This window comes from Leucobacter sp. GX24907 (assembly GCF_053567335.1).
Genome location: NZ_JBSGPD010000006.1, coordinates 129,873 through 149,474, shown reverse-complemented (window position 1 = coordinate 149,474; position 19,602 = coordinate 129,873). Strand labels below are relative to the sequence as shown.

Genomic DNA, 19,602 nt, shown 5'->3' with positions numbered 1-19,602 from the left:
AATGACGTAACCGAGTATCGTCAGGGGGTCAACGGGAGTGCGCGCCCCGCAAGACCCTCAGGTCGGTGCACCAGGCGGTCCGCGATGCGCAGTACCTCGCGGGAAGCCGGATCGTCTGGTGCGGCGAGCACTGCAGGGGTGCCCGCATCGCCCGCGGCACGGAATGCCGGACTCAGCGGCACGCTGCCGAGGAGAGGAACCTGATCGTCGTTGCGCGACGATCCGACCTCGGCCGTGGACGACGCCCGGCACTCTGATGCCTGTCCCTCGGTCGCCGGCGACGATAGTCGCTCTGCGACGAGCGCCCCGCCTCCGGTTCCGAAGATATCGAGTACTGTGCCGTCGGGCTGTGCAAGACCGGACATGTTCTCGATGACACCGACGACGCGTTGGCCAGTCTGCCTGGCGACGAGGGCGCTGCGCACGGCGACGTCGGCAGCCGCCTCCTGCGGCGTCGTTACGACGACGACCTCGGCCTGCGGGAGGAGCTGGCCCACGCTGATTGCGATGTCACCTGTCCCCGGAGGGAGGTCGAGCAGCAGCACATCGACATCACCAAACCAGACATCACGCAGAAACTGCTCGATCGTGCGATGCAGCATGGGTCCGCGCCATGAGACTGCGGTGTGCCGAGGATCGGCATCGCCGAGAAACATTCCAATGGAAATCGTCTTCACCCCGTGTGCGACCGGGGGCAGGATCATGTCATCGACGCGGGTCGGCTGCTCGACGGCGCCATCGTGGCTGAGGCCGAGGATGCCGGGAATCGAGAAGCCGAAGACATCGGCATCAACGAGCGCCACCGAGAGGCCGCGCGCGGCGAGAGCGACGGCAAGGTTCGCGGTGAGTGAGGACTTCCCCACGCCGCCCTTTCCGCTGGTGATGGCGAGAACGCGCGTCAGCGAGTCCGACCCGAACTGCTGCGGACGTGTGCTGCGAGACCCTCGCACACGCTCGATGAATGCCTGACGTTCCGAGGGACTCATCACACCGACATCGATGCGTGCCTCATTGATTCCGGGAACCCCCGCGACAGCGCTGCGCGTCTCTTCCTCGATTCGTCGGGCCGCAGGGCAGCCAGCGATCGTGAGCAGCACCTCTACGACTGCGGTTCCCTGCGCATCGACGTCGACCCCGGTGACCATACCGAGCTCGGTGATCGGACGAAGAATCTCAGGATCGCGTACGCCGTCGAGAGCCTCCCAGACGCGCCGCTCAGGTGCGGAGGCGGCATCCCGAATGCTCACCGTCCGGTCTCCTCGGAATCGGGGCTGCGATCCTCGCCGGAGGGATCCTTATTCTCCTCATCCTCCTCGAGTTCGGACAGCAGTGCGCGCAGTTCGGAGCGCAGGAAGTCGCGATCCGGAAGCTCTTTCATCGCGAGTCGCAAGGCGACTACCTCGCGAGCCAGGAACTCCGTATCGGCCAGATTGCGTTCGGCACGCTGCCGGTCCTGTTCCATTTGCACCCGGTCGCGGTCATCTTGCCGGTTCTGCGCCAGCAGGATCATCGGCGCCGCGTACGAAGCCTGCAGCGACAGGATCAGCGTCAACGCCGTGAACCCGAGCGCTGCAGAATCGAACCGCCACGAGTCAGGGCCCCAGGTGTTCCAGGCGAGCCATGCGACACACACGAGACTCAGGATCAGCAGGAACCACGGCGTACCCATACCCCGAGCGATGCTTTCCGTCCACCGACCGAATCGTTCCTGCCTGCCATGACCTTCGCGAAACGATCGCGAGGATCGCGCCAAAGGCGCGTCGAGGCCGGGCTTGCGAGAGAAGAGTCCCATCAGGCGCCCCCTTCCGACTCATCATCAGCATGCCGCCAGTCATCCGGCAGCAGGTGATCGAGCACATCGTCGACCGTGACGACACCGACGAGGTGCTTCTGATCATCCACGACAGGGAAGGCGACGAGATCGTAGCTGGCGAGTCTGCGTGACACCTCGGCAGCGCTCGCGTGCACGGTCACCGGTTCGATCTCGGTATCGATCAGTGCGCTGAGGCGTTCGTGCGGTGGGAAGCGCAGCATCCGCTGGAAGTGCACCACGCCCAGGAACTCGCCGGTCGGCGTCTCGTAGGGCGGGTGTGTGACGAACACTGCTGAGGCCATCGCCGGAGGAATCTCGGCGCGGCGGATCATCGCGAGCCCCTCGGCAACGCTCGACTCGGCCGCGAGGATCACCGGAGCCGGATTCATCAATCCGCCCGCAGTATCTGCGTCGTACTCGAGGAGGCGACGGACCTCTTCGGCCTCCTCATCTTCCATGAGGTCGAGCAGTTCCTCGCCGCGGGCCTGCGGAAGTGCCGCAATGAGGTCGGCCGCGTCGTCGGGCTCCATCTGGTCGAGCACATCGGCCGTGCGGTCGGACGGAAGCTGTGCGAGAAGAGCCAACTGATCAGGCTCGCTCATCTCTTCAACCGCGTCTGCGACGCGCTCATCAGAGAGCTCGCCGATCACCTCGATCATGCGACGTTGGGGGAGCTCGAGGAGGGAATCAGCGAGGTCGGCGGGCTTCAGATCGATAAGAGTTTGGATCAGCAACTCGGCGGACTGTTCGCCCGTCGGCGGATGAACCAGCTTCGCGTCCGCCCACCGCACGATATGCGACTCGCCGCGCGAGAACGGTGCCCCGGTCTTCGCCTTGCGGACGAAGAGCTCTGAAACCACCCATTCGCCGCCACGGGTGCGGGAGATCGCAGCATCCTCGATCGCTGCGGTCGTACCGTCGGGAAGCGTCGCACCGCGTCCGATCATCTCTGCGATGAGGCGAGTCTCGCCTCGCCGCTGCTCGAAACGGCGCACGTTGATGAGCCCGGTCGTCAGTACCTGCCCGGCGCCGATCGACGTGACGCGATTGATCGGCACGAACACCCGCCGGCGACCGGGAATCTCGACGATGAGACCAACGACTCGTGGAGCACTGGCAGCCCGATAGACCACGAGCACGTCTCTGATCTTGCCGATCCTGTCGCCGACCGGGTCGAACACGCCTCGCCCCGCTAGACGCCCCACGAAGATCCTCGAATTGCTCACGCCTCTAAGGTACTCGCTCGGGGGCTCCCGCGGCTGACCCCTGGGAACTCTGTGAACGCTGCGATCGCTGGGGACACTGGGATCACTGGGAAGTTGTTCATGCGCTTCTGACGAACCACGGCACCACCACAGCCGAGGCATGGGAGACTGGGAGCATGAGCACTCCCGGGCCCTTCTCGTCGCGTCGCATCCCTCAGATGCCCGAGCTACCGAAGGGCGAGATTATCTCGACCTACGATCGGTACGAAGATGCGAAGCATGCCGTTGACATCCTCGCCAGGTCGGACTTCCCGGTGCGCGAGGTGTCGATCGTCGGCAACGACATGCGCAGTGTCGAGCGTGTCACCGGAAAGCTGAGCTACGGCCGGGTCGCGCTGATGGGTGCGCTCTCCGGCGCGTACCTCGGCCTCTTCCTGGGACTGCTGCTGTTCATCTTTCAGCCGGGTAACGAGGCGATCGCCGGTGTCTTCACGGCTGCGATCGCGATCGGCGCCGGCTTCGGCATGCTCTTCGGCGTGCTGTCGTATTCGATGAATCGCAATCGCCGGGACTTCTCTTCAGTGATGCAGCTCGTCGCGAGCCGCTACGACCTGGTCGCCGATGCTGCTCTGCTGCACGACGCCCGCCGCATCCTCGTGGAGCACGCGCAGAAGTCGTAGCCGTCATGGTGCGGCCGGGGCTCTGCGCTGACTGCTCCGCTCCCGAGTCCAGTTCTCAACTTCATCGGCAGTGCGGGGGATGCCCGCCGACAGGTTCACGCAACCGTCCGCGGTCACGACGACGTCGTCTTCGATGCGCACGCCGATGCCGCGGTACTCCGCGGGTACCGTGAGGTCATCGGGCTGGAAGTAGAGGCCCGGCTCGATCGTGAAGACCATCCCCGGCTCGAGTACCCCGTCGAGGTACATTTCGCGTCGTGCCTGTGCGCAATCGTGCACATCCATGCCGAGGTGATGGCTTGTGCCGTGCACCATGTAGCGGCGGTGATAGGGGATCGCGCCCGGTGATTCCGGAATGAGGCCCCATTCGCGGGCGCGGCGCTCGATCACTGCCATCGCGGTGTCGTGCACGTCCCGGAAGCGGATTCCGGGGCGCACGATCGAGAACGCGGCATCTGCGGCTTCGAGCACGGCCTCGTAGACGCGACGCTGTACGTCACTGAACTCGCCCGAGATCGGCACCGTACGAGTGATGTCAGCGGTATAGAGACTGTCGAGCTCGACACCCGCGTCGAGCAGCAGCAGGTCGCCTTCGCGCACCTGCCCATCATTGCGGATCCAATGCAAGGTGCAGGCGTGTGAGCCGGCCGCAGCGATCGTCTCGTAGCCGACGTCGTTGCCGTCGAGGCGGGCTCGCTGCTGGAAGGCGCCCTCGATGACGCGCTCGCCGCGGGCGTGCGCGATTGCCCGGGGGAGCGATGCAAGTACTTCGTCGAATCCGCGCGCAGTGGCGTCGACTGCAGCGCGCATCTCGGCGAGCTCGTAGTCATCCTTCACGAAGCGCAACTCCGAGGTCGCGCGCGCGAGATCTTCGTCGGAGAGGTTGAGATCGTCGGTTTCCGAATCGAAGGATTCGAGTGGAGCCGTCGGAAGATCCAGCAGCGCAGATACCTGTGCCAGCGTCGGACGAGCCCCGACCCAGAACTCGCCGATCTCAGGGTTCGCGAAGAACTCGTCGCTATTCCGGCCAGCTGCCTCACGGAAGAAGAGCGTTTCCGTGACCGACGTGCCCGAGGCATCGATCACGAGCACCGCCCCCGGTTCGCTTGCCGACCCCCACCCGGTCAGGTGGGCGAAGGCGCTGTGCGGGCGGTACGGGTAGAACGTGTCGTTTGATCGTTGCTTCATCGGCCCGGCCTCGATGACGATGCGTCGACCGGGGAACTGGGCGGCGAGTGCCGCTCGTCGCTTCGCGGCGAAGGGCGCGACCGGATGTGCTTCGGGCAAGCTGTCGGATCGTTCGGCCCACCCCGATGAGATGTAGCGGAGGAAGTCCTCGCCGTTCGGTGAGGTGCTCCGCGCGCTGTTGTCGATCTCCGCCTCGTGGGTGGCCTGCTGGGTCTCGCTCATCGCCCCATCCTCCCACCGCATGCTGGAGAAGTGCTCATCTGGCGTCGTAGCAGGGTTCCTGACGAAGGGAAGTCGCGTCAGCTTCGGCTGGCCGAGAGAGTACAACCTCCTACAATGAGGGAATGGCAGCATCCAGAGCGCAGCACGGCTACGATCTGCACACCCACTCCTACTGCTCGGACGGAACCACGAGTCCGACGGACATCGTGCGGGAGGCGGTGGGGCTCGGCCTCTCGGGGATCTCTCTGACCGATCACGACACGAGTGATGGATGGGACGAGGCGCGCACGGCAGCCGAAGATCTGGGACTCGATTTCCTTCCCGGTATGGAGATCACGACGCGCGACGGACATCGTTCCACCCACCTGCTCGCCTACGGTCTCGATCCGTCATACGCGCCGCTGCAGCGCGAACTCGATCAGGTGAAGGATTCCCGTGTGCTGCGTGCGAAGCGCATGGTCGAAATGATCGCGGTCGACTATCGCATCGTCTGGTCTGACGTCGTCGGCGACGAAGATGCTCGGACCGTGGGGCGGCCGCATATCGCCGATGCACTCGTCGCCGCTGGATACTTCGACGACCGCAGTGCGGCATTCGTAGGGATTCTGGGTCCGGGGTCTCGCTATTATCTCCCCACGCATGCCGTAGACACGACTGCCGCGATCGGACTCGTGCGTGCTGCGGGCGGGGTCCCGGTACTCGCGCATCCGGCTGCAGGACGCAATCGCGGCCCTGTCGAGCTGGAAGCCCTCGAACGCTTTACGGCCGCTGGCCTGTGGGGAATCGAGCTCGAGCACCCCGAGAATCGCGCAGAGTGGCTGCCGCCGCTGCGGAGCGCCGCGCAAGCGTTGGGTCTCTCGGTTACAGGGGCCAGCGACTACCACGGCGCCGGCAAGCCGAATCGGCTCGGCGAGTGTCAGAGCGGACCCGAGGTGGTCGCTACGATCCGCGAGATCGCAGCCGTTCCTCGATGACGGAGTGTCTTGCGCACGTTGTACTCGCACGCTGATCCACGCAGATCCGTGCATCCCCGCTGATCCCCACGCACAGTTTCATCACGCTGTTCCCGCACGCAGCGCACTCCGTTAGTGTGGCCTCATGGTGGAGTATCGATACCTCGGTCGCAGTGGACTTAAGATCTCGGAGATCACTCTCGGCAACTGGTTGACGCACGCGTCACAAGTGGCTGATGAAGCGGCAGTCGCGACGGTGCATGCGGCGCTCGACGCGGGAATCACGACGTTCGACACGGCCGACACCTATGCCAACACGGCGGCCGAGGAGGTGCTTGGGCGGGCGCTCGCGGGGCAACGCCGTGAGAGTCTCGAGATATTTACGAAGGTGTACTTCCCGACCGGGCCGAAGGGCCCGAATGACACGGGACTGAGCCGCAAGCACATCTTCGAATCGATCAATGGCTCTTTGAGGCGCCTCGGCACCGACTATGTGGAGCTCTACCAGGCGCACCGCTATGACTCCGAGACCCCACTCGAGGAGACCATGCAAGCCTTCGCCGATGTCGTACGCCAGGGGAAGGCGCTCTACATCGGTGTTTCGGAGTGGACCGCGGAGCAGCTGCGCGAGGGGCATGCGCTCGCGCAGCAGCTCGGATTCCAACTCATCTCGAACCAGCCGCAGTACTCGATGCTGTGGCGCGTGATCGAGGGGAAGGTGGTTCCGGCCTCCGAGGAACTCGGCATTTCGCAGATCGTATGGTCTCCCATGGCGCAGGGCGTGCTCTCGGGCAAATACTTGCCGGGGCGTTCGGCACCAGCAGGATCACGGGCCACTGACGAGGGGAACGGTGCCGAGTTCATCAGTCGCTTCCTCCGAGACGATGTGCTCGAAGCCGTCCAGAGGCTGCGCCCCATCGCAGACGAGGCGGGTCTGACGCTGCCGCAGCTCGCGATCGCCTGGGTGCTGCAGAATCCGAACATCTCGGCGGCGCTCGTCGGCGCCTCGCGCCCCGAGCAGCTCGCAGATACCGTTCAGGCCTCCGGCGTGAAGCTCGAGGCAGAGGCGCTCGCCGCAATCGACACGGCCCTCGGCGACGTCGTGTTCTCCGACCCTGAGAACACGTACGAGGTGTCGCCGAAGCACCGTCTGAGCTGAGCGAAACGCTCAGCTCAGACGGTGCTCATCCGGTCCGAACTCGACTATTCAGCGGCCGACGACGTGTCGCCCGCTGAGTCGCTGCCCTCTCCCGAAGCCTGCGACTGAGCGGCCTCACTCGACGGGCGCTCCGAGTTGCGCCGACGCCGACGACGGCGGCGCGCAGGACGCTCCGATCCTGCGCCGTCGGCGGGTACCTCGTTCGAGGCGCCCGGCTCGCTCCGGCCTTCGGCATCATGACCGTGCTGCTCATGCGAGTGAGTCTCGCCACGACCGCGACCGCGCGGGTTGTCGTCGCGCGTGCGGCGCCGATTACGGGTGCGTCCGCTCGATCCGCCCTCGCTCGAGCGCCCCGAGCCGCGTGAGCTGTCGCGCGGTGCGCGCTCCTTGACCGGGGTCGCTTTGAGTCGGCCCTTTGCACCCTCGGGAATGTTCAGGTCCTCGTACAGGTGGGGGGACGAGGAGTAGGTCTCGAGCGGTTCAGGGGTTCCGAAATCGAGTGCGCGGTCAATCAGCGCCCACTTGTGCAGATCGTCCCAGTCGACGAAGGTGACGGCGATGCCGGTGCGGCCTGCTCGCCCGGTGCGGCCCGCACGGTGCAAGTAGGTCTTCTCGTCATCGGGAACTGTGTGATTGATCACATGCGTGACATCGTCGACATCGATACCGCGTGCGGCCACATCGGTCGCGATGAGGATGTCCTTCTTACCCGATTTGAACGCGGCCATAGCGCGCTCGCGCTGATCCTGATTGAGATCACCGTGCACGCTCGCGGCGGAGAAGCCGCGATCCACCAATTCCTCTTGCAGTTTTGCCGCAGCGCGCTTCGTGCGCATGAAGATGACGGTCTTGCCGCGACCCTCGGCCTGCAGGATCCGGCCGATGATCTCGTCTTTGTCGAGCGAGTGGGCGCGGTAGACCTTGTGCTCGATGTTGGCTTGCATCGCGCCCTCGTCAGGATCGGTCGCACGAATATGAATCGGTCGCGACATGAAACGTCGGGCGAGCGTGACGATCGTGCCCGGCATCGTCGCCGAGAACAGCATCGTGTGGCGCGTCGCAGGGGTCAATGAGAAGAGCTTCTCAATATCGGCGAGGAATCCGAGATCCAGCATCTTGTCGGCCTCGTCGAGCACCATCTCGCGCACGTCGCCGAGATTCAGCAACCGCTGGTTCGCAAGATCAAGGAGACGGCCGGGAGTGCCGACCACGACCTGTGCCCCGGCCTTCAGCTGTTCGATCTGCCCCTCGTACGCCTTGCCGCCATAGATCGGAACGACTGTCGCGCGTCGGTTCTTCGACGCGAGTTCCAGATCTTCGTACACCTGCACGCACAGCTCACGGGTCGGCACCACGATGAGTGCCTGCACACCAGCAGTGGGGTCGGAGCCGATGCGCTGCAGTACCGGCAGGCCGAAGCCGAATGTCTTGCCGGTACCGGTCTTGGCCTGGCCGATGATGTCTTGCCCTGAGATGGCAAGGGGGATGGTCTGTTCCTGGATCGGGAAGGCATCGGTGATGCCCTCGTCGGTCAGAGCGTCGACCATGTCTTGGTCGACCCCGAGTTCGAGGAAAGTGGTCACTTCGCGTCCTGTTCAGATATGTGGTGAGCCACGCACTGTTTCTCTCCCAGGCGCAGCGAGCCGGCACGTCCGCGGTGCCGAGCGATTGTGGTATTCCCGAACAGTCTATTCCCGCCATTCCCGTGTGCCGTCGGAGGCGCGCTAAGCTGTCCCCGTGTTCGAGTGGATCAAGGGCCTGCGGAAGTCGAAGACTCCCATGCGCAGACTGCGCTCCCGCGACGATCACTCCGATGCCGAGCGCGTTGAGCTCGCAGAGTTTGCGCCGGGAATTCTTCCGTTCCTCGGTCTGACCGCATATCTGCAGTTGGAGCTCTACGAGGCGGCCACTCGCGGCGTATCCGGTGCGCCGACGCTCGAAGCGAAGAATGTGCTCGCGAAAGTCGCCGGGCAGACGCTCTCGAAGCATCAGAAGATCACCGACGAGATTCGCCGGCGGGGCCAGGAACCGCACACTGTGATGCGCCCCTTCACTCCGGTGATCGAGGATTATGTGCGGCGCACCGAGGTCGGCGACTGGCACCAGCACATTCTCTCGCTCTACCTCGTGGGCGGCCTCTTCGACCACTTCTTCGCCACGCTCGCAGCCGGGCTCGACGACAACTACCGCGCCGAAGCCATCACGACTCTCAGCGAAGACACCGGGCGGGCTGAACTGCATGAGCTTCTGGCCGCAGAGATCGCGTCGGATCCGTCCATCGATAGCCGCCTTGCGCTGTGGGGGCGGCGACTCGTCGGCGATACGCTGCTGGTATCGCGAGCGGTACTGACCTTGAGCGAACACCGTCCGTTCGATTCGAGCGAGGTCGAACCCGTGTTCACCGAACTGATCGCCGACCACATCCGCCGCATGGATTCGCTCGGTCTCACTGCCTAGGCGCGCATGTCGAGCGTGCACTGCGACTACTTCGAGGCGGAGGCGTGCCGATCCTGCACGCTCATCGAAACTCCGTATGCGAGGCAACTCGCTGAGAAGCAGCTTCGGTGCCGCGAGCTTCTGCGGACGGTACCCGAGCAGGCATGGCTGTCGCCCGTCGAGGGAGGCGTGCGAGATTTCCGGAACAAGGCGAAGCTGGTCGTCGGTGGTGAAACCGGGGCGCTGACGCTCGGCATTCTCGGACCCGATCGCAGTGGTGTCGATCTGCGTGACTGCCTCATTCAGTCGAACGGCATCCGAGAAGCGATTCCGGTCATCGCCGATTTCCTGGAATCGACCGGCCTGGCACCGTATGACGTACGGCGGCGGCGCGGTGAGCTGAAATTCGTGCACGTCACGGAGGCGCCCGTGAAGAGTGCGGGAGCGGCGTCACTCACCTCGGTGCCGCGTTCGAGGGCACGAGGCGATCTCATGCTGCGGTTCGTCGTGCGCAGCCGCGAGGGGCTGTTCCGGATCCGCGCCCGTCTTGACCGTCTGCGCGTATCTCTGCCCCAAGCCGTTGTGGTGTCGGTGAATCTGCTTCCAGAGCACAAAGCAGTGCTCGAAGGGGAGCAGGAAGAGATTCTTCTCGGCTCATCGCTCGAAATGGATCTCGGCCCGGTAGCCTTGCATCTGCTGCCGCAGAGCTTCTTCCAGACGAATACGGCGGTCGCACAGGCGCTCTACGCGCAGGCAGCGGAGTGGGTCACGCGCACAGCACCGGCTTCGATGTGGGATCTCTACTGCGGCGTCGGAGGTTTTGCCCTGCACTGTGCAGCTGCGCTGCAGGGGCATGCGGTGACGCAGGAGCACATGAAGGAACCGAAACGAAGCGGGATCAACTCGGACGTCGATATCGTCGGTGTCGAGGTCAGCGAAGCTGCGGTGGACTCGGCGTCCCGCAGCGCGGCAGAAGAAGGACTCCCGGTGCGGTTCATCGCGCAGGACGCGACGGAGTTCGCTCTCGGGATCGATGCTGCGGATTGGCCGGAGCTTGTCATCGTGAACCCACCTCGCCGCGGCATCGGTGAACGATTGGCGACATGGCTGGAGTCGTCGGATGAGATCAGGAGTGTCGTCTACTCCAGTTGCAACCCTGAAAGTCTCGCGAGAGATCTCGCGGCGATGCCGTCACTGAGGCCGGTCGAGGCTCGAGTGTTTGACATGTTCCCGCACACACGGCACCTCGAGGTCGCAGTACTACTCGAACGTGTCGCGGAATCTGAAGAACCGGGCGGGAACTGATGAATCGGGCAACGCAGCCGCTCGTGCGCTGAGCTTATGAAACCTAGCTGACGAAGCCTACCTTGCGGCCGAGATCGGCTCCGATCTCCACATAGAGCACGGCCTCGATATTGACGAGGAACTGGCGCCCCTTGCTGTCTTTCAGCGACAGGACCGACTCCTCGGCGATGGCGCGCTCGACGGTGCTGCGTAGCTCCTCGGAGCTCGCGTCGCTCTCGAAGGCGAGCTCGCGCGGGGAATTGCTGAGGCCGATGCGAACTTCCATGTCATCTCCTGTCGACGTTGGCGGGCTGCTCGACGGTCTCCTCGTCGGTTGCCTGCCAGAAGGTGTAGGTACGGATCCGAGTCTAGGCCGACCCTCCGACGTCTTGCCCGTGCGCGTGCTTTCGTTCGCCAGCAGCGCAGCGGAAAGCAGGGGTGCTTCGAGGATTGTCGGAGGCTGTCACTACTCTGAATGCATGCTCCATTTCGATGCTTCCCAGCGTCAGGTGCTCGGGTTTGATCCGGGACTCCACGCGACGGTGCTCGGAGCGCCTGGTACCGGCAAGACCCTGCTGGCGGTTGAGGTCTTCGCCGAGATCCTGGGGCGATCGGGCTGGCATGAGGAACAGTTGGTGATTCTCGCCCCGACGCGGCTCGCAGCGAGTTCCGTGCGTTCCCGGTTGGAGCGTCGACTGTCGCGCCCGCTCGGGGGGACCCCGGTGCGAACACCGGCCTCTCTCGCGTTCTCGGTGCTCGCCGCCGAACGCGCGGCTTCCGGAGAGCCCGCTCCCAAGCTGCTCACCGGAACCGCTCACGATGAGGCGATCGCCGAGGTCGTCGAGGGGCTTCTCGAGAACCCGGAGCCCGAGGGGGTTGTCTCGGGCATGCTCGCGCCTGAGGTACTGCGGAGCCCGCAGTTTCGTGCTGAGCTCCGTGAATTCGCGAGGGTGCTCGATGATTTCGCGCTCTCCCCGGCTGCGCTGCGATCAGAACTCGTGCGGCTGGAGCGAGAGGGCCGGGAGCAGCGCTTCACACGTGCCCCGGGCGATGAGACGCTGAGGCAGTGGCGCGCTGCTCTTGATCTCCTGGAAGCGGTCGACCGAGCGCTCGCGAGCGTGAGGCCGGGGGAGTTGACCTCGAGCGGGATCCTGCGTAGTGCGGCGGCGCTCGTGACCGGCGAAACCGACAGCGAAGGAGAGACCTGGACCTCACCGCTGAAACTCATTCTCGTCGACGATGCCCAGGAGCTGGGCGAGGGCGAACTCGCCTTGCTCGCGGCCTTCGCGGCGCGGGGAACGAAGATCTGGCTCTTCGGTGATCCGGATGTCGCGACCGGTGCATTCCACGGAGAACGGCCGGAAGCCCTGACCAGACTGAGTGCTGAGCTCGCTCGAAAGCAAGCAGAGACCGAGGCGAGCGACGCTCGTGCCGTTGGCGCGAGCGGCCACGAATCGATGGATGAGGTGCAGGGAGCCGTCTTAGGATCTGTGCATCGACACGGCCCGGAGCTCCGGGCGTTCGTGCACGATCTGACGCGCCGGATCGGGGCTGCAGGGGCTGGGGCACAGCGCAACGCAGAAGCACTTGATGCCCACTCGCCTCAGGACGCTGTGCATGCCGCAACTGTGCCTTCCGCATCTGCGCCGTCAGCATCCGTGCCGTCCGGATCTGCGCCCTCCAGCTCCGTGCAATTTGCATCCGTGCCGACGCTGTCCGAGCAGCTCGGTGTCATAGCGCATCGTCTCCGGCGGCGCAGACTCGGCCTGGATATGTCCGCACCGGTGCCCTGGGAACGCATGGCGGTCATCTGCCGCAGCCGCGGCGAGGTCGCGCGCGCGGCTCGTATCCTCTCCGGTCTGCAAGTGCCTTGCGGGGTCGGCGCGGGTGGAGTCGTGCTTCGAGAGCATGCCCTGGTTCGAGAACTCATCCGGTTGCTGCAGCACGCACTCGGCATCGACCCGCTCCGCCCATCTGAGTTGCTTGAGGTGCTGGGGGGAACAGTTGGAGGACTTGATCCGGTTGCTGTACGCCGGCTGCGCTCGGCGCTCAGAATCCAGGAGGATCGTGCGGCCCGTGCCGATGCCCGGGAAGCACGACGCATCGAACGGATCATTGCCGATGCTGTCGATGAAGCAGCTGCCGAGCCGCTCGTCGACAGTGCGGGGGGACGGGCGCTGCGCAGGCTGGGACGCCTCATCGCCGACGCAGAACGCGTACACGCCAATGGCGGCACTGCTCGCGAGACGCTCTGGGCGCTGTGGGAAGGCACTCGGTTGGCACCCCGCCTGCAAGACGAGGCCTTGACCGGTCGTGGTGCGCTCGCCGATGAAGCGCACCGGTCGCTCGACGCGGTGCTCGGACTGTTCTATGCACTGCAGCGCCACGAAGAACAGGCCAGCGAGCAGCCGATCGCTGACGTGCTCGACGAACTGATTTCGAGCTCCGTACCGGAAGACACCCTCGCCGCACGGAGCGAGCGGGATGTCGTCACCATCACGACGCCTCAGGGAGCGCTCGGTCGAGAGTTCGACGTGGTGTGCCTGCTCGGGCCGCAAGACGGAGTGTGGCCGAATCTGCGCGCACGTGGCTCCCTCATCGGCGTGAGCGCGCTCGAGCGATGGTTGCGGGGAGGCACGGCAGAAGCCCCGAACCGCCGTGACACCCTGCACGACGAGCTTCGGCTCTTCGCGCAGGCCTGCTCACGGGCGCGGCACGAGATACTCGCGGTCGCGGTGAGCGATGAAGACCATCACCCCAGCGCATTCTTCGCGCTGGGCCACGCTCGTCACGCCGCTGCCGGCCTTCCCAGCGCCCGACTGACAGTACGCGGGGCAGTAGCCGAAATGCGTCGCAGAGTCGCGAGAGACCCGGAGGACAAGATAGCTATCGATTCGCTCGTCGCCCTCGCTGAAGACGGAATGCCAGGTGCGCACCCCGACGACTGGTACGGCGCTGTGCCGCCGTCGACCGAGTCGCCCCTCGTCGACCTCACAGTTGACCCGGAAGCGCAAGTGAGAGTGAGCCCTTCGCAGATGGAGACCGCGGAGCGTTGCCCGCTCGACTGGGTCATCGACCGACTCGGAGGAGGGACGAGCAACGTCCAATCGAGCCTCGGCACGCTCCTGCACCGTGCGCTCGAACGGACAGAGGGAACAGACCCCCAGCAGATCCTCGAAACTGTGCGCGCCGAATGGAATGACCTTCCCTTCGACGCCGAATGGGAATCGGAACGTAGCTGGGACCTCATGACTCGTATGGCTCGCGGGCTCAGCGACTACCTCTCCGACTTCGAACATTCGTCGCGCGAACTCCTCGGTACCGAAGCACCCTTCGAGGTTCCTGTCGACCGTGCACTCCTCGTCGGTAATGCGGACCGGGTCGAGGGGCGACGCCTCCCCGACGGGCGCATCGAGGTTTCGGTCGTCGACCTGAAGACCGGGAGGAGTCGTCCGACCGCGGCAGACCGGGAGCAGCACGCGCAGATGCAGGCCTACCAGCTGGGGGTCATGCTCGGGGCGTTCTCGCTCGGAGGAGCTTTGACGGGGGACGATCCGTCCAGCGTTGTGAACGGGGGAGCGCGGCTGCTCTACGTGCATCCTGATGCGATTCCGCAGCGGCAGCGGTCCCCTGAAGGTCACGGCTTTGTCGAAGCCGTGCAGCCACCGCTCGACGACGACGCACGCGAGCTCTTCCTCGCCCGCGTCCGAACAGCAGCGGAAACGATGTCCGCTGCGGCATTCACCGCCCGCATCGAGCACCACTGCTCCAATGCCTTCGCACCTGGCGGCTCCTGCCGTCTCCACATCATCCCGGCGGTGAGCCACGCATGACCACCCCCATATTCTCCGCGCAGCGCATCGCAGAACTGCTCGCCGCACCCGGCACGCAGCCCCTCGCGCCAACCGACGAACAAACGCGGATGATCGAACAGCCCCTCGGCGGCTGCGTGCTCGTCATCGCGGGAGCCGGCAGTGGAAAGACCGAGACGATGGCGAACCGCGTGGTCTGGCTCGTCGCCAACGGCCTCGCCGCCCCCTCAGAAGTACTCGGCCTGACGTTCACGCGCAAAGCCGCGGGCGAACTCGGAGAGCGCATTACCGCACGGCTCAGCGCATTCACCGAGCGGCTCCTCGACGCCGACGAACGAGGCGATGTATCTCCGGAGGAATCAGGACGCGCTGTAGCGTTGCGAGCTGTGCTCGAAGACGGCCTCGAACTGCCCGACGTCAGCACCTACAACTCCTTCGCATCGGGGGTCGTCCAGGAATTCGGTGCTTTCGCCGGGCTTCCGGCGTCCGTCACGCTGATCGATGAAGCCGCAGCCTGGCGCATCGCCCGTGAGGTCGTGTGCACGAGTGACCTCCCTGGTCTCGCCGGCGCTACCGACAGCATCGCGTCGCTCGTGCGTCGCACGATCGCGCTCGATCATGCCGTCGCCGACAATCTGACGAGCTTCGACCGCGTCGAGCAAGTCGTCTCAGAGTTCGCTCGTGTGCAAGATCTGCCCTACGACGATAAGGCGCTCGCCGCAGGTACGAAAGGGAAGAGTTACAAGGCGATCGTCGACGCCGTTGGAGCCGTTCAACAGACCGGCCTCATCACCGGACTCGCTCGACAATTCGCAGCGGCGAAGCATGAGCGCGGGCTCATCGAATTCTCCGATCAGCTCGCTCTTGCGGTGCGCACCATCGAGGAGTATCCAGCGGCGATCAGAACACTCCGAGATCGTTCTCCAATCGTGCTGCTCGACGAAGTGCAAGACACTTCGGTCGGTCAGACGCGCCTGCTCTCGGGACTGTTCTCGGGGTGCTCGATCATGGCGGTGGGAGACCCAAACCAGTCGATCTACGGCTGGCGCGGCGCCTCAGCTGACAACCTCGCGGCATTCCACCGCGACTTCGCGGCGCCTGGAGCAACAGGTACGACGCTGACCCTGTCCATCAGTTGGCGCAATCCCGGAGGAATTCTCCGGGCCGCAAACGCGCTCGTCGCACCGCTCAACGAGAGATCCCCCGTCGAAGTACCAGAACTGCGACCCAAAGAAGCAGCGATACCGTCAAAGGATGAGGCCGCAATGAGGCCTGCCGGTTCGGAAGTTCCGGCAGCCCATGCCGACGGAATCGACGTGATATTCCCCGAGACGATAGACGAAGAATACGAGCGCCTCGCGGCGTGGATGCGTGATACTCGCGCAGAGCACCTGGCGCGAACGGGCAACCTCGCGACGGCCGCGGTCGTATTCCGGCGGCGATCCTCGATGCCCGCAGTCTCATCAGCGCTCTCAGCAGCCGGGGTGCCGAACCGGATCGTCGGAGTCGGGGGACTGCTCTCGACGCCGGAGGTCAGTGATGTGCTGAGTCTCATGCGATGCGTGTGGTACGCGGACGCTGGAAGCGAGCTCATCCGTATTCTTGTCGGGCCGCGCTATCGCATCGGACCCGCAGACATCGCAGGTCTTCGAGATTGCGCCGCATGGTTCTCCAGGCGCGACGCAGCTCACCAGCCGCTTACCGCCGATGACCTCGAGCGGGGGGCAGCATTGCGCGACCCTGACCGCAGCGTCACACTGATCGACGCACTCGACGAGATCGCGAACATGCGGAGCCTCGACCATGCCTCACTGTCGACAATCAGCGAAGTCGGACGAGGTCGTCTGAGAGAAGCCGGTCGAATGCTGCGCAGCCTGCGCTACGGAGTCGGCCAGGGAGTGCTCGAATTGATTCGTGCGTGTGCGGAGGCTCTGCTCATCGATATCGAGCTAGACGCCAACGAGCGGAATGGATATTCCGGGGGCGCCGTGGCGCGCGCGAATCTCGACTCCTTCTCCGACCTCGTCGAGCGATTCCTGCAGACCGACGAACACGGCACTCTCGCATCTGTGCTCGCCTGGTTGGAGCGCGTCGGAGAAGCTGATCAGGAGGCAGAGCACGTTCCCGAGCCGGAGCCGGGCACCGTGCAGCTGATCACGGGACACGGTGCCAAGGGCCTGGAATGGGATCTTGTCGCGATCCCGCGCATGGTCGAGAGGGAAATGCCGCTCCCTCCCAAGGAGGGACTCGGGTGGTTGCGGCCGGGAGAGCTCCCGGACGAGCTACGCGGCGATTCAGGGGCACGTCCGATGCTGAACTGGCGGCTCGCCAGAACGCAGGCCGAGCTGCGTGAGGAGCTGGGGGGATTCGAGCGCAAGGTCGACGGCGAATCAGTCGTCATCACCGGGTATACGACCGAACTCGCAGAACGGCAGCAGGAGGAGGAACGGCGGCTGGCGTATGTCGCAGTGACACGGTCGGCTTCACGGCTGCTGCTCACCGGTTCCTACTGGGGCGGACACAGCACCGCCCGCGAACCCTCGCGCTACCTACTCGAGCTCGCGAAGCAGAAGATCGTCCCAGAGATTCCCCGGCACAGCGCTCACGACGAGAACCCGAGCACCCGTGAAGAGCGAACGGTGCAGTGGCCGCTCGATCCGCTCGGCGCCCGCGCAGAAGAAGTGCTCCGCGGCGCCACTGCCGTGCGCGAGCGGATTGCAGAGATCGATGCAGAGGCATCGAGCCGGGACCTCTATGACGGAGCACTGCGGGTGGATGCGGTCGTCGAACTGCTGATCGCTGAGCGCGCGAGCACGAGTACAGCCAGAGGCGGCCAAGCGGCGGCCCGCCTACCGGAACGCATTACCGCGTCGTCGTTCCACGAATTTGTAGAAGATCCCGAGGAAACGCAGAAGAGGACGCTGCGTCCGCTCCCACAACGTCCGTATCGTCGCACGCGTATCGGCAACCTGTTCCACGAATGGGTGGAACGGCGTGCGACAACCGCCCGGGGCACAGCCCTCGCGCTCTCAGGCTTTGATGCGCTCGACATCGGTACTGGAAATGACTCCCACGACATCACCGATGACCCCCGCGATGCCGCTGATGACCCCCGCGATGCCCCTGACGAGTCAGCGGCACTCGCCGCCCTCATCGAGAATTTCGAGAGATCACGCTGGGCCGATCTGCAGCCAATCGCGGTTGAGCAGGAAGTGACCCTGCCGTTTGCCGGGCGCAGACTCGTCTGCAAGCTCGACGCCGTCTTCCGATACGGCGAAGGCGACGAAGCGCGCTACGAGGTCGTCGACTGGAAGGCCGGACGCCCGCCTCGAGACGAAGCTGAGCGGAACAGTCGCTTCTTCCAGCTCGACCTCTACCGCCACGCATACGCGCTGTGGGCCGGTCTGCCGGCCGAGCAGATCGACGTCGCCCTCTTCTACGTCTCCGAAGGGATCGAGCTCACAAGCAGACACCCTCGCAGCTTGGAAGAACTCGAGTCGCTCTGGCAGGCAGCAGTTGATCGTCTTAGCGTGTAGACCGGTCCTCAGGCCAGGAATCCTCGGGTGAGGAATCCTGGTCGTGGCGACCATCCGCAGATCCGGCATCTGCGTTCGATCCGGCATCCGTGTCGGTGCCAGATCCGGCAGCTGCACTTGATCCGGAGTCCGCATCCGCACCCATGTCCGAGTCGGCATCCGCGTCGGTGCCGCCGTCAGCAGAGGATCCCTGTCCGGCGCCGTCATGCGACCCCGATGCGGAATCGTCGGTGTCGTCGAGCGGCTCGATGAAATCGGTGTCGAGGCGGAATACCCGATCCTCGTCGAGAGCCTCGTATGCCGCAGTATCGGACATCAGGTCGTTGACCTCGGGCACGCTGTCGAGCAGGTCGTCGACTTCGGCCTCATTGAGCGGCGCGGCGGAGTGCCTTGCCGATTCCCGCCTCGATGCCCCTCGGTCGACGAGCCGGTCGAGCATGGCGACCGCGTCTTCAACGACCGTCTGGTCGTGCGACTCGACTCCGTGCAGCAACCACTTCGCCACCTCGAGCTCGTGGTAGAAGGCCGTACGCAACCACAACCGGGACGTGCTTCCGAGACCGCGGATCTCGGCGTAGCGCAGCAGCACCTGCTCCAGCGTTGCATCGCCCGAGCCCCGCAGCCAGGCAAGGTCGATGGCCGGGTCCCCGACGGAGAGCTCCGACCAGCCGAGCACCCCGACGATCGTGTCATCGATGACGAGCAACTGCTCGATATTCAGCGACCCGTGCACCACTGTCGGAGCGAAATCCCACAGCTCGCTCTCACGCAGGCGCTCGATCCACCGGTTCAAGACGGTCTCCGGAAGCAGCCGAGTGGCCTCGGCCCGTTCGACGAGTCGTGCCGCTTCAATCCGAGAATCTTCCGAGCTGCGTGTCGGAAGGCCATTCTCTCGAACCATCACGTGCGGAAGCTCATGGATCGCAGCCAGTGCCGCGGCAATCGAGTCGATGATGAGAGCATCGGGCTCGATCGTGTCTTCGACGAGCCGATCACCGTGCAGGAAAGTCGATACCACGGCGCGAGTGTCTCCGGCACGGGTCACGCCGCGTGGTTCAGACACTGCGAACGGCAGACGGGAACGCGCACCACTCGCGAGCGCCGACAACGACAACAGTTCAGCCGACTGCTGCACTTCTGCGGCTTGAGTGCGGGGCACGCGCACGATCAGGTCGTCGTCTGCGCTGACCAGAACTGCTGAGGCGAACGCCCCGTCTCCGTCACCGACATGGTCGCGGACGCCCTGCACCACGAGCCCCGGGACTGCCGATGTCGCGAGCGCGGCTAGAGTGAGAGGAGTAGTGGGCATGCCAG

At 64.9% G+C, this 19,602-nt stretch carries 14 protein-coding genes; 7 read left to right on the top strand and 7 right to left on the bottom strand.

Features of this window, described 5'->3' with window-relative positions:
- Positions 1-20 precede the first annotated feature (20 nt).
- The 3 genes from ACUYV6_RS10695 to ACUYV6_RS10685 are packed head-to-tail and all read right to left on the bottom strand — an operon-like array spanning position 21 to position 3,039.
- Positions 21-1,247 carry an Mrp/NBP35 family ATP-binding protein gene (locus ACUYV6_RS10695; RefSeq protein ID WP_449278655.1) on the bottom strand — a complete coding sequence of 409 codons (1,227 nt, stop codon included), beginning with the start codon at positions 1,245-1,247 and terminating at the stop codon, positions 21-23.
- Positions 1,244-1,792, bottom strand: coding sequence for a DUF1003 domain-containing protein (locus ACUYV6_RS10690; protein ID WP_449278654.1), 549 nt, complete (start codon positions 1,790-1,792; stop codon positions 1,244-1,246). The genes ACUYV6_RS10695 and ACUYV6_RS10690 overlap by 4 nt, the downstream gene beginning before the upstream one ends.
- Entirely contained in the window at positions 1,792-3,039 is a 1,248-nt protein-coding gene (locus ACUYV6_RS10685) for a magnesium transporter MgtE N-terminal domain-containing protein (RefSeq protein ID WP_449278653.1), read from the bottom strand. Before ACUYV6_RS10685 ends, ACUYV6_RS10690 begins: the two co-directional genes overlap by 1 nt.
- Positions 3,040-3,194: 155 nt before the next feature.
- On the opposite strand from ACUYV6_RS10685, the gene ACUYV6_RS10680 reads away from it, so the two are divergent.
- A complete protein-coding gene (locus ACUYV6_RS10680) occupies positions 3,195-3,698 on the top strand; it encodes a general stress protein (protein WP_449278652.1) in 504 nt (167 codons plus the stop codon).
- A 3-nt stretch (positions 3,699-3,701) separates the two neighbouring features.
- Here ACUYV6_RS10680 and ACUYV6_RS10675 read toward each other — a convergent pair whose 3' ends face one another.
- Positions 3,702-5,108 carry an aminopeptidase P family protein gene (locus tag ACUYV6_RS10675; protein WP_449278651.1) on the bottom strand — a complete coding sequence of 469 codons (1,407 nt, stop codon included), beginning with the start codon at positions 5,106-5,108 and terminating at the stop codon, positions 3,702-3,704.
- Between the two features lie 122 nt (positions 5,109-5,230).
- On the opposite strand from ACUYV6_RS10675, the gene ACUYV6_RS10670 reads away from it, so the two are divergent.
- Both ACUYV6_RS10670 and ACUYV6_RS10665 read left to right on the top strand, forming a co-directional pair.
- Entirely contained in the window at positions 5,231-6,082 is an 852-nt protein-coding gene (locus ACUYV6_RS10670; protein ID WP_449278650.1) for a PHP domain-containing protein, read from the top strand.
- Between the two features lie 124 nt (positions 6,083-6,206).
- A complete protein-coding gene (locus ACUYV6_RS10665; RefSeq protein ID WP_449278649.1) occupies positions 6,207-7,220 on the top strand; it encodes an aldo/keto reductase family protein in 1,014 nt (337 codons plus the stop codon).
- A gap of 44 nt (positions 7,221-7,264) precedes the next feature.
- On the opposite strand, the gene ACUYV6_RS10660 is transcribed toward ACUYV6_RS10665, so the two are convergent.
- Complete coding sequence (locus ACUYV6_RS10660; protein ID WP_449278648.1) at positions 7,265-8,803, bottom strand: DEAD/DEAH box helicase; 1,539 nt, start codon at positions 8,801-8,803, stop codon at positions 7,265-7,267.
- A 154-nt stretch (positions 8,804-8,957) separates the two neighbouring features.
- Here ACUYV6_RS10660 and ACUYV6_RS10655 point away from each other — a divergent pair, with 154 nt between their 5' ends.
- Positions 8,958-9,677 (top strand): ferritin-like fold-containing protein, encoded by a 720-nt coding sequence (locus tag ACUYV6_RS10655; RefSeq protein WP_449278647.1) that lies wholly within the window; start codon positions 8,958-8,960, stop codon positions 9,675-9,677.
- Positions 9,678-9,683: 6 nt separating this feature from the next.
- A complete protein-coding gene (locus tag ACUYV6_RS10650; RefSeq protein ID WP_449278646.1) occupies positions 9,684-10,961 on the top strand; it encodes a methyltransferase domain-containing protein in 1,278 nt (425 codons plus the stop codon).
- Between the two features lie 43 nt (positions 10,962-11,004).
- On the opposite strand, the gene ACUYV6_RS10645 is transcribed toward ACUYV6_RS10650, so the two are convergent.
- Positions 11,005-11,226: a DUF3107 domain-containing protein gene (locus tag ACUYV6_RS10645; protein WP_449278645.1), complete on the bottom strand. Its 222-nt coding sequence runs from the start codon at positions 11,224-11,226 to the stop codon at positions 11,005-11,007.
- A gap of 193 nt (positions 11,227-11,419) precedes the next feature.
- Here ACUYV6_RS10645 and ACUYV6_RS10640 point away from each other — a divergent pair, with 193 nt between their 5' ends.
- Together ACUYV6_RS10640 and ACUYV6_RS10635 are read left to right on the top strand one after the other, a co-directional pair.
- On the top strand, positions 11,420-14,773 hold the full coding sequence (locus ACUYV6_RS10640; protein WP_449278644.1) for a PD-(D/E)XK nuclease family protein: 3,354 nt from the start codon (positions 11,420-11,422) through the stop codon (positions 14,771-14,773).
- Entirely contained in the window at positions 14,770-18,288 is a 3,519-nt protein-coding gene (locus ACUYV6_RS10635; protein ID WP_449278643.1) for an ATP-dependent DNA helicase, read from the top strand. Before ACUYV6_RS10640 ends, ACUYV6_RS10635 begins: the two co-directional genes overlap by 4 nt.
- Here ACUYV6_RS10635 and ACUYV6_RS10630 read toward each other — a convergent pair.
- Entirely contained in the window at positions 18,278-19,597 is a 1,320-nt protein-coding gene (locus ACUYV6_RS10630; RefSeq protein WP_449278642.1) for a phosphotransferase, read from the bottom strand. The genes ACUYV6_RS10635 and ACUYV6_RS10630 overlap by 11 nt on opposite strands.
- Positions 19,598-19,602 lie beyond the last annotated feature (5 nt).

Excerpts from the sequence above, each read along its gene's own strand:
- ACUYV6_RS10690 (WP_449278654.1), bottom strand. The coding sequence starts at position 1,792 with ATGGGACTCTTCTCTCGCAAGCCCGGCCTCGACGCGCCTTTGGCGCGA.
- ACUYV6_RS10680 (WP_449278652.1), top strand. The coding sequence starts at position 3,195 with ATGAGCACTCCCGGGCCCTTCTCGTCGCGTCGCATCCCTCAGATGCCC.
- ACUYV6_RS10675 (WP_449278651.1), bottom strand. The coding sequence starts at position 5,108 with ATGAGCGAGACCCAGCAGGCCACCCACGAGGCGGAGATCGACAACAGC.
- ACUYV6_RS10670 (WP_449278650.1), top strand. The coding sequence starts at position 5,231 with ATGGCAGCATCCAGAGCGCAGCACGGCTACGATCTGCACACCCACTCC.
- ACUYV6_RS10665 (WP_449278649.1), top strand. The coding sequence starts at position 6,207 with ATGGTGGAGTATCGATACCTCGGTCGCAGTGGACTTAAGATCTCGGAG.
- ACUYV6_RS10650 (WP_449278646.1), top strand. The coding sequence starts at position 9,684 with ATGTCGAGCGTGCACTGCGACTACTTCGAGGCGGAGGCGTGCCGATCC.
- ACUYV6_RS10645 (WP_449278645.1), bottom strand. The coding sequence starts at position 11,226 with ATGGAAGTTCGCATCGGCCTCAGCAATTCCCCGCGCGAGCTCGCCTTC.
- ACUYV6_RS10640 (WP_449278644.1), top strand. The coding sequence starts at position 11,420 with ATGCTCCATTTCGATGCTTCCCAGCGTCAGGTGCTCGGGTTTGATCCG.
- ACUYV6_RS10635 (WP_449278643.1), top strand. The coding sequence starts at position 14,770 with ATGACCACCCCCATATTCTCCGCGCAGCGCATCGCAGAACTGCTCGCC.
- ACUYV6_RS10630 (WP_449278642.1), bottom strand. The coding sequence starts at position 19,597 with ATGCCCACTACTCCTCTCACTCTAGCCGCGCTCGCGACATCGGCAGTC.